Source organism: Pelagerythrobacter rhizovicinus, from assembly GCF_004135625.1.
In the GTDB taxonomy this organism is placed as follows: domain Bacteria; phylum Pseudomonadota; class Alphaproteobacteria; order Sphingomonadales; family Sphingomonadaceae; genus Pelagerythrobacter; species Pelagerythrobacter rhizovicinus.
The window spans coordinates 157,081-166,290 of record NZ_SDPV01000002.1 but is presented as its reverse complement, the minus strand read 5'-3'; the positions used below and the strand labels follow the sequence as shown (position 1 = coordinate 166,290).

Annotated in this window: 7 protein-coding genes; all 7 read left to right on the top strand. The window is 67.3% G+C overall.

What is annotated here, in order from left to right; genetic code table 11:
• Nucleotides 1-87: 87 nt before the first annotated feature.
• The 7 genes from murC (at nucleotide 88) to ETX26_RS08815 (ending at nucleotide 9,147) form a co-directional block, all read left to right on the top strand.
• Nucleotides 88-1,509, top strand: coding sequence for a UDP-N-acetylmuramate--L-alanine ligase (gene murC / locus ETX26_RS08845; protein WP_129524348.1), 1,422 nt, complete (start codon nucleotides 88-90; stop codon nucleotides 1,507-1,509).
• Nucleotides 1,510-1,547: 38 nt separating this feature from the next.
• Nucleotides 1,548-2,474: a UDP-N-acetylmuramate dehydrogenase gene (gene murB / locus ETX26_RS08840; protein ID WP_225425798.1), complete on the top strand. Its 927-nt coding sequence runs from the start codon at nucleotides 1,548-1,550 to the stop codon at nucleotides 2,472-2,474.
• Between the two features lie 5 nt (nucleotides 2,475-2,479).
• Nucleotides 2,480-3,454: a D-alanine--D-alanine ligase gene (locus ETX26_RS08835; RefSeq protein WP_225425797.1), complete on the top strand. Its 975-nt coding sequence runs from the start codon at nucleotides 2,480-2,482 to the stop codon at nucleotides 3,452-3,454.
• The gene (locus tag ETX26_RS08830; RefSeq protein WP_129524345.1) at nucleotides 3,441-4,346 is read left to right on the top strand and encodes a cell division protein FtsQ/DivIB; all 906 of its coding nucleotides are present in this window, start codon (nucleotides 3,441-3,443) and stop codon (nucleotides 4,344-4,346) included. The genes ETX26_RS08835 and ETX26_RS08830 overlap by 14 nt, the downstream gene beginning before the upstream one ends.
• Nucleotides 4,346-5,617 carry a cell division protein FtsA gene (gene ftsA, locus ETX26_RS08825; RefSeq protein WP_129525308.1) on the top strand — a complete coding sequence of 424 codons (1,272 nt, stop codon included), beginning with the start codon at nucleotides 4,346-4,348 and terminating at the stop codon, nucleotides 5,615-5,617. Before ETX26_RS08830 ends, ftsA begins: the two co-directional genes overlap by 1 nt.
• Before the next feature lie 123 nt (nucleotides 5,618-5,740).
• Nucleotides 5,741-7,423: a cell division protein FtsZ gene (ftsZ, locus tag ETX26_RS08820; RefSeq protein ID WP_129524344.1), complete on the top strand. Its 1,683-nt coding sequence runs from the start codon at nucleotides 5,741-5,743 to the stop codon at nucleotides 7,421-7,423.
• Between the two features lie 230 nt (nucleotides 7,424-7,653).
• Nucleotides 7,654-9,147, top strand: coding sequence for an SPOR domain-containing protein (locus tag ETX26_RS08815; RefSeq protein ID WP_225425679.1), 1,494 nt, complete (start codon nucleotides 7,654-7,656; stop codon nucleotides 9,145-9,147).
• The last annotated feature ends 63 nt before the right edge of the window (nucleotides 9,148-9,210 follow it).

Here is a 9,210-nt window from a genome sequence, read left to right as displayed (position 1 = left end):
GTCATGCTGGCCCCCTCCACCACGAGCCGCTTCGCGTCTCGCGATCCCCCTCCCCATTTGGCTTCGCAAAATGGGGAGGATCGAACGATGAAGGGCGTTGCGACCGATATCGGGACGATCCACTTCGTCGGCATCGGCGGGATCGGCATGTCCGGCATTGCCGAGGTCATGCACAACCTCGGCTATAGCGTGCAGGGCTCGGACATCGCCGAAAGCACGAGCGTCGAACGGCTGCGCGCGCGCGGAATCAAGGTCGCGATCGGCCATGCGACGGAGAACATCGAGGGGGCGGCCGTGGTCGTCACCTCCACCGCCGTGCAACGCACCAATCCAGAGGTTGTTGCCGCGCTCGAGCACCGTATCCCGGTGGTCCGGCGGGCCGAGATGCTCGCCGAGCTGATGCGGCTCAAGAACACCGTTGCTGTGGCGGGCACGCACGGGAAGACGACCACGACCAGCATGATCGCCGCGCTGCTCGATGCGGGCGGTATCGATCCGACCGTCATCAACGGCGGCATCATTGAACAGTACGGCTCCAACGCGCGCCTCGGCGACAGCGACTGGATGGTGGTCGAGGCCGATGAGAGCGACGGCAGCTTCCTGCGGCTGGACGGGACGATCGCGGTCGTCACCAACATCGATCCCGAGCATCTCGACCACTACGGCGACTTCGACGGGGTGAAGGACGCCTTCATCGAATTCATCCACAACGTGCCGTTCTACGGCGCGGCGATCCTGTGCATCGACCACCCCGAGGTCCAGGCGGTGATCGGCAAAGTCCGCGACCGCCGCGTGGTGACCTACGGTTTCTCGCTCCAGGCGGACGTCTGTGCGGTCAACGTGCGGCCGGTACCGGGCGGAAACGAGTTCGACGTGGTCGTGCGCCAGCGCAACGATGGAGACCGCAGGATCGAATGCGTCCGCCTCCCGATGCCGGGTCGGCACAACGTCCAGAACGCGCTCGCTGCCATAGCGGTCGCGATCGAGATGGGCTGTTCGGACGAGACGATCTGCAACGGCTTCGGCCAGTTCGGCGGCGTGCGGCGGCGCTTCACCAAGGTCGGCGAGGTCGCGGGCGCGATCGTGATCGACGACTACGCGCACCACCCGGTCGAGATTCGGGCCGTGCTCGCCGCTGCGCGCGAGAGCGTGTCCGGCAATCCGGAGGGGCGGGTGATCGCGGTCATGCAGCCGCATCGATACTCGCGGCTCGGCGACCTGATGGACGACTTCCAGAACTGCTTCAACGACGCCGATCAGGTCTATGTCGCCCCGGTCTATGCCGCGGGCGAGGAGCCGGTGCCGGGGGTTGACTCGGTCGCGCTCGTCGAGGGTCTCAAGTCGCGAGGGCATCGCGCCGTGGCGACGATCGCCGATCAGCAGGAACTTGCCCGCACCCTTGCAGGGGAGGTGCGCGAAGGGGACCTCGTGGTCTGCCTCGGCGCAGGCGACATCACCAAATGGGCGGCAGGCCTTGCCGATGCTGTCGGCAGGGAACGTGCGGCATGACTGTGGAACAGTTCGACTGGGCGGAGCTCGACGACGGCATGGCGCCGGACTGCGCGGTTGAAGGGGCCGTGGCGGGGCCGGTCTCCGCCGAAGGCATTCGCGGCGCGCTGACGCCTGAGGCGCCGCTGGCCAAGCTTGTCTGGTTCAAGACGGGCGGCGCGGCCGACTGGCTGTTCGAACCTGCCGATCTCGACGACTTGCGCGAATTCCTTCTCCGGCTCGACGGCGATCTGCCGGTCATGGCGCTCGGTCTCGGGTCGAACATGATTGTGCGCGACGGCGGCGTGCCGGGCGTGGTCGTGCGGCTGGGCAAGGCCTTCGCCAAGGTCGCGGTGAAGGGCGATCACGTGCTCGAATGCGGCGGCGGGGCGAGCGGCATTCTCGTGTCCTCCACGGCGCGCGATGCGGGCATTGCCGGGCTCGAGTTCCTGCGCGGCATCCCCGGCACCGTCGGGGGCTTCGTCCGCATGAACGGCGGCGCTTACGGGCGCGAAGTGGCCGACGTGCTGATCGATTGCGACGTGGTGATGCCCGGCGGCGAGTTGGTCCGCCTGCCGGCCGCGGACCTGCGCTATACCTACCGGCACTCGGCGCTGCCCGAAGATGCGGTCGTCGTGGCCGCGCGCCTCCGGGGCACTCCGGGCGATCCGGTCGAGATCGGCGCGGAGATGGACCGCATCGCCAGGGCACGCGAGGAATCGCAGCCGCTGCGCACCAAGACCGGCGGTTCGACGTTCAAGAACCCAGAAGGCGACAAGGCCTGGCGCCTGGTCGACGCGGCAGGCTGTCGCGGCCTCAGAATGGGCGGAGCCCAGGTGAGCGAGAAGCACACCAATTTCCTGATCAACACCGGCGACGCGACGAGCGCGGACATCGAAGGGCTGGGCGAAGAAGTGCGGCGACGCGTCTACGCGCATTCGGGCGTGATGCTCGAATGGGAGATCCAGCGGGTGGGCCGGCCGTGAGCGATATGCAGAAGTACCACATCGTCGTCCTGATGGGCGGCTGGGCCCACGAGCGGCCGGTCTCGCTGATGAGCGGTGAGGGCGTCGCCGAGGCGCTGGAAGCACGCGGGCACCGCGTGACCCGGATCGACATGGACCGCCAGGTCGCCGCCCGCATTGCTGAGGCGGCGCCGGACGTCGTGTTCAACGCGCTCCACGGCGTCCCGGGCGAAGACGGCACCGTGCAGGGCATGCTCGACCTGATGGGCGTGCCCTATACCCATTCAGGCCTCGCCACCTCGGTCATCGCGATCGACAAGGAGCTGACCAAGCAAGCGCTCGTGCCGCACGGCATCCCGATGCCGGGCGGGCGCATCGTCGCAAGCGAGAGCCTCTACGAACGCGACCCGCTGCCGCGGCCCTACGTGCTGAAGCCGGTCAACGAGGGCAGCTCGGTCGGCGTCGCCATCGTCACCGAAGGTGGCAACTACGGGAATCCGATTGCCCGCGGCGCGAAGGGGCCCTGGCAGGAATTCGACCACCTTCTCGCGGAACCGTATATCCGCGGCCGCGAACTGACCGTCGCGGTGATCGACGAGGCCGAAGGTCCGCGCGCGCTGACCGTGACCGAACTCGTGCCCAAATCCGGCTTTTACGACTTCGATGCGAAGTATACCGATGGATTGACCGAGCATATCTGTCCGGCGCAAGTTCCCGAGCACATCGCGCATCTGTGCATGGATCTCGCGGTGAGGGCTCATCGAGTGCTCGGGTGCAGGGGCTGCAGCCGCACCGATTTCCGCTGGGACGACGAGCATGGGGAGGATGGGCTGTTCGTGCTCGAAACCAACACCCAGCCCGGCATGACGCCGCTGAGCCTCGTGCCCGAACAGGCGCGACACTGCGGTATGAGCTACGAGGATCTGGTCGAGGCGATCGTGGCGAACGCGCTCACCATGCGTGATGGTGTTGCAGGGGGAGGGGGCAATGGCGACGGTTAGTCGCAAGGCGAAGGGGGTGCGGCGCTCTGCCGCGGCGAAAGGGCGGGCCCAGACCGCACGGCGTGCCCGGGCGAAGACCGGCTCGCTGCTCGACAAGCTGATGTCGGTCCTGCCGTTCACCGAAGAACAGCTCCACCGCATCTTTCTCGCGGTCATTCTGGGCGGCGCGCTCGCGCTCGCCCTGTTCGTGGCCAACCTCGCCGGGGTGCCTGCTTTGATCCAGCAGCAAGTGGCGTTGCTTGCGTCCGACGCCGGGTTCGAAGTGCGCCGGGTCAAGGTCACCGGCGTTGACCGGATGAACGAGCTCAAGGTCTACGAACGCGCGCTGGCGCAGCGCGACATGCCCATGCCACTGGTCGACATCGAGGCGCTGCGCGAGGAACTCCTCGAATTGCCCTGGGTGGAGGATGCACGTGTTTCGCGCCAACTGCCCGACAGTCTCGTGATCGATATCGTGGAGCGGACCCCGCACGCAGTGCTGCGAAAGCCGGGACGCCTGGTCCTGATCGATCGGACCGGGGCTGAACTCGAGCCGATCTCCTCCGCCAACGCCAAAGGCATGCTGATCGTCGCCGGCCCAGGCGCGAAGAACCAGGTCGGGGCATTGTCGGACCTGCTCGCCGCCGCCCCGGCCATCGAGCCGCAGGTGAAGGAAGCCGAGTGGATCGGCAATCGTCGCTGGAACCTGACCTTCGACACCGGGCAGATCCTTGCGCTGCCGCAGGGCGAGGATGCGTCCGCGGGCGCGCTGGTTGCCTTCGCGCGGCTGGACGGGGTCAATCGTCTCCTCGGCGGCAAAGTGGCGACGTTCGACATGCGGGCGCCCGACCGCATCTACATGCGTGTCCCGGGTCGTGCCGCGCAAGCGCTTGAAACCAGGGAGGCCGAATGATGGGCATGCCGCGCATCAACAAGGTTTTCGGCGCGATCAACATCGGCTCGTTTCGCATTTCGGCAATGATCATGGGATTGTCGGAAACAGGCGAAATGATCGTGCTCGGTTCCGGTCACCGCGCGAGCCAGGGTATCAAACGCGGCTACGTCACCGACATGGCGGCCGCGACCTATGCCATCCGCGATGCGGTCGAACGCGCGGAGAAGAACGCGGGAGCCAGCATTTCGAGCGTCTGGATCGGCTGCGCCGGGGCGGGCCTGGCCAGCCAGGTTGCGGCAGTCGAGATCGACATCGGCGGGCGGCGGATCGAGGAAGAGGATATCGAGCACCTGCTCGTCGCCGCGCGCGAGAGCATCCAGCCCGACGGGCGCATGGTGCTCCATGCGCAGCCGGCGCACTACACGCTCGACGGCGCGCACGGCGTCGCCAACCCCAAGGGCCTCCACGCCGAGCGGCTCGGGGTCGACATCCACGTGATGCTCGCCGACGGCGCACCGGTGCGGAACCTGATCGAAGCGGTCCAGAACGCACACCTGGATGTCGAGGCGGTGGTCGCGGCGCCGATCGCGGCCGGATATTCGTGCCTCACGCCCGAAGAACGCGAACTCGGGACCGCGCTGATCGAGATCGGGGGAGAGGTCACCAATGTCTCGCTCTATGCCGGCGGGATGTTGCTCGGCCTCAAAGCGATCCCGTTCGGCAGCGCGGATATTACCGATGCGATTGCCTCCAGCTTCGGCATCCGCCGGTTCCAGGCCGAACGGCTCAAGTGCGTCGCGGGCTCGGCCGTCGCCAGCCCGACCGATCACCGCGAGATGATCCCGGTCAACGGCCCGGGCGACGACGCGGGCGACCAGGCGGGCGCCGATACCAGCCGCATTCCGCGTGCGGAGCTCGTTTCGGTCGTCACCGAACAGCTTGCCAGGTTAACCGATGAAATCGGCAAGGCATTGAAGGAAATGGGGTTTTCCGGGTCTCGAGGCAGTCAGGTCGTGCTGACCGGCGGAGGAGCGGAACTCGCCGGAGTTGCGGAGTTCGCGCAGAGTGCGCTGGGACGTCCGGTGCGCATCGGCAAGCCGCCGGCGCTGCGCGGCTTGCCCGAGGCACATTCCACCGCAGGCTTCGCGACGCTCGCCGGCCTGTGCCTCTATGCCGCCGACGACCCGGTTGACATCCGTTCGGTCGGCCCGAGCTATCAGCCGACGACGCGCTACGGCGGTCTGAAGCTCGTCAACCGCGTGGTTCGTGCTGCGCGGGACTATTTTTGATATGAACGCCGGGCGGTTAACCACTGTGGATAAGCGATTGCGCCCTATGCAACGGCGATTCGCTTTATGCCAAACTGTGTGGTCAGAAACCCTCGCGCATACTACCCCTTGGAGCGACACCCAATGAGCATCAATATCGGCCCCGCGGCATCCGAAGATCTGCGTCCCCGCATCGCGGTGATCGGCGTGGGGGGAGCGGGCGGAAACGCCATCTCCAACATGATGGCCGCGCAAATCGAGGGGGTCGAATTCATCGTCGCCAACACCGATGCGCAAGTGCTCAGCAATTCGCCGGCGCCCACCCGGATACAGCTCGGGCCGGATATCACCGGCGGGCTCGGTGCCGGCGCGCGGCCCGAAGTGGGCAAGGCCGCGGCCGAGGAGACGGTGAGCGAGATCGAAGACGCGCTCGACGGGGCGAACATGTGTTTCATCGCTGCCGGGATGGGTGGCGGCACCGGCACCGGGGCCGCGCCGGTGATCGCCGAAGTCGCGCGCCGCAAGGGCGTGCTGACGGTCGGCGTGGTGACCAAGCCGTTCCTGTTCGAGGGAACCCGCCGCATGCGTGCGGCGGAGGCGGGCATCCTGGAACTGCAGAAGCACGTCGACACGCTGATCGTCATCCCGAACCAGAACCTGTTCCTGATCGCCAAGGCCGAGACGACCTTCAAGGAAGCGTTCCAGCTTGCCGACGAAGTGCTGCAGCAGGGGGTGCGGTCGATCACCGACCTGATGGTCATGCCCGGTCTGATCAACCTCGACTTCGCAGACATCGAGTCGGTCATGCAGGAAGCCGGCAAGGCGATGATGGGGACCGGCGAGGGCGAAGGCGAGAACAGGGCGCTCGAGGCGGCCGAACGCGCCATTGCCAACCCGCTGCTCGAGGGCGTGTCGATGCAGGGCGCCAAAGGGGTGATCATCTCGATCATCGGCGGCGAGGACATGAAGCTGCTCGAGGTGGACGAAGCGGCCAACCACATTCGCGAACTGGTGGACGAGGACGCGAACATCATCTGGGGATCGGCCTTCAACGCCGATCTCGAAGGCAAGATTCGCGTGTCGGTCGTCGCCACCGGCATCGATGTGAATGCGGAAGCGGGCTCGGACAATCGTCCGGTCCCGCTCGCCAGCAGCCGCGCACCGAAGCGGCCGGTGCTCGAATTGCCGAGCGAGAGCGAATACGAGGAGGAGAAGCCCGCTCCTGCTCCCGCCACGGAACCGGCTCGTGAGCCGGCATCGTTCGCGCGCCCTGCCGATCGTGAGGAAGAGGACCAGGAGGATGTCGACGGCATCGTCGATCCGCTGGCAGGTTTGCGGAATGAGATCGCGGAATCGCGCGGCGGGCAGTCGTCGGGTGAGGGCATAGCCGAACCGGCGGACGATTCGGACCACGCGGTCGTGAGCGAGGGTCGCGGGTTTTCCGATGACAGATCGGCAGAGGACGGTCGGCGTTCGCAGAAGGAGCCGCTCGACCTGACGTCGGAGGTATCGGCGGAAACCGGACGTGAGCCGACGCGGCAAGACGAATTGCTGCTCGATGCCGATCGGCTTGCGGAAGAGGATCGGCCGGTTCAGCCGCGCGTCGGCGGCCCTGATGCGGGTATCGGCCGACGCCGCGGGCTCGTGTCGGGCGAGGGTGGTGGGGCCAGTGGCGGCTCGACGCTGTTCGAGCGCATGGCCAACCTCTCGCGCGGGTCGGCCGATCGGGACGCGAAACGCGAGGGGCGCGACGATCAAGTCGACGACGAGGAGGATGCCGGCGCTCTCAACATTCCGCGCTTCCTCGGCCGCCAGAACAACCAGTAGCGGGCGTCCCGACTTCGTTCCGCAACGGTTCAACTACCGCGTGCGATGGCCGCCCTATGAACGTAGGTCATAGGCAACTATGGCGGGTCGTTGTGGTCATGCGAAGAAACCCGGGTCATACTTTTATCGGGGCGGTCGTCCTGGCGGTTCTGGCCGGCGCCGGGCCTGCCGCTGCGCAGAATAACCGGTCGGTCTCGCGCGCGGTCGTTCAGCCGCTGCCGCCACCGAGTGTGAGCAGTCTCGGCGAGGCGCTGCGCCGCCTTGCGCGCGATCCGCGCGATGTGGACGCGCTGATCGGTGCAGGCAATGCGTCGCTCGAACTGAACGACATCGAGGCTGCGATCGGCTTCTTCGGGCGAGCGCAGGAGCTTTCACCCGAAAACGGGCGCATCAAGCTGGGCCTTGCCGGAGCTTTCGTCCGTTCGGGGCGGCCGATCGAGGCGCTTCGACTGTTCGAGGAGGCGGAACGCGCTGGCGTGTCGACCGCGACCCTCGCAAGCGAGCGCGGCCTTGCCTACGATCTCGTTGGCGACAATCCTTCGGCGCAAGCGCAGTACCGACAGGCGCTTGCCGGCGGGCAGGAGGATGCCGAGGCGGTCCGTCGACTGGCCATCAGCCAGGCCATTGCGGGTGATCGCGAGGCGTTCGAGAAGACGCTTTATCCCCAACTGGTCGACGAAGACTACGCCGGGTTTCGCGCACGCGCCTTCGGACTCGCCATCCTCGGCGAGGAAGAGGAAGCTGTCGCCATTGCCGAGACCGTCATGCCGCGCGACCTGTCGGAGCGGATCGCGCCCTACCTCCGCTACATGCGCCGCCTGACCAAGGCACAACAGGCGGCGGCGGCCAACCTCGGCGTGTTCCCGAGGGCGGCGCAGATTGGCCGCGACGATCCCCGCATCGCGCAGTACGCCGGCAGTTCGCCGTCGAACCGGGGTGCCGACGCGCGACTCGCGCCAGCGGGCGAACCTTTGAGATCGCGCGGCGAGGGCGACGACGCGACCGGGCAGTCTTCCCCGGCGCCCTCGGCGGCAGGCTCGGGCGGCGAACTGCCGTCGGTTGCGGTGAACGCGGCGCGGGCGGTTGTCTCGGAGCCCGTGGTGCAGCCCGTGCCCGACCAGGCGCCTGTGCAAACCGCCAGCGCGGGCTCGGCCGAGCTGGAACCGACGCAGCCGTCGGAGGCGTTGGAGGCGGCGGTGGAGCCGGCACGGACTCTCCTGGCGGGATCGGCGCCCGCGCCAGCGCCCGGCTTCGATCTTTCTGCAGTCGCAAGCAGTGCCACACCCGGCCGGAACGCGACCGCGGCTCCGGCGAGCGTCGCCGAAGCCTTCTCCGGCTTCGAACTCGGCCCGCTTCCGAGATCCGGGCGAGCGGCGGGGGCAGTCGACATCACCCTGATCGAGCCGCCCCGCGAGGTGGAGGAGAAGCCGCCGGCCAAGCCGAAGCCGCCGGCGCATCCGCGGCGCTTATGGGTCCAGGTTGCGACCGGGCGCGATCTCTCCGCGTTCAGGTACGACTGGCGCCGAATCAGTCGGAAGGCTCCCGAAATTCTCGGCGACTTCAAGCCGATGACGACACCTTGGGTGGAGGCGCACCGGCTGCTGGCCGGGCCGTTCGACACCGAGAAAGCGGCGCAAGAAGCCGTCTCGAAGTTGCGCGAAGCCGGGCTGGACAGCTTCCTATTCACCAGCGAAGAGGGACAGGAGATCGTTCCGCTCCGCTAGGCTGCGCAGACGGCTTTTGCACAAGCTTTGAACAGTCTTGTGCGGTTCTCCCCAGCAGTGAGC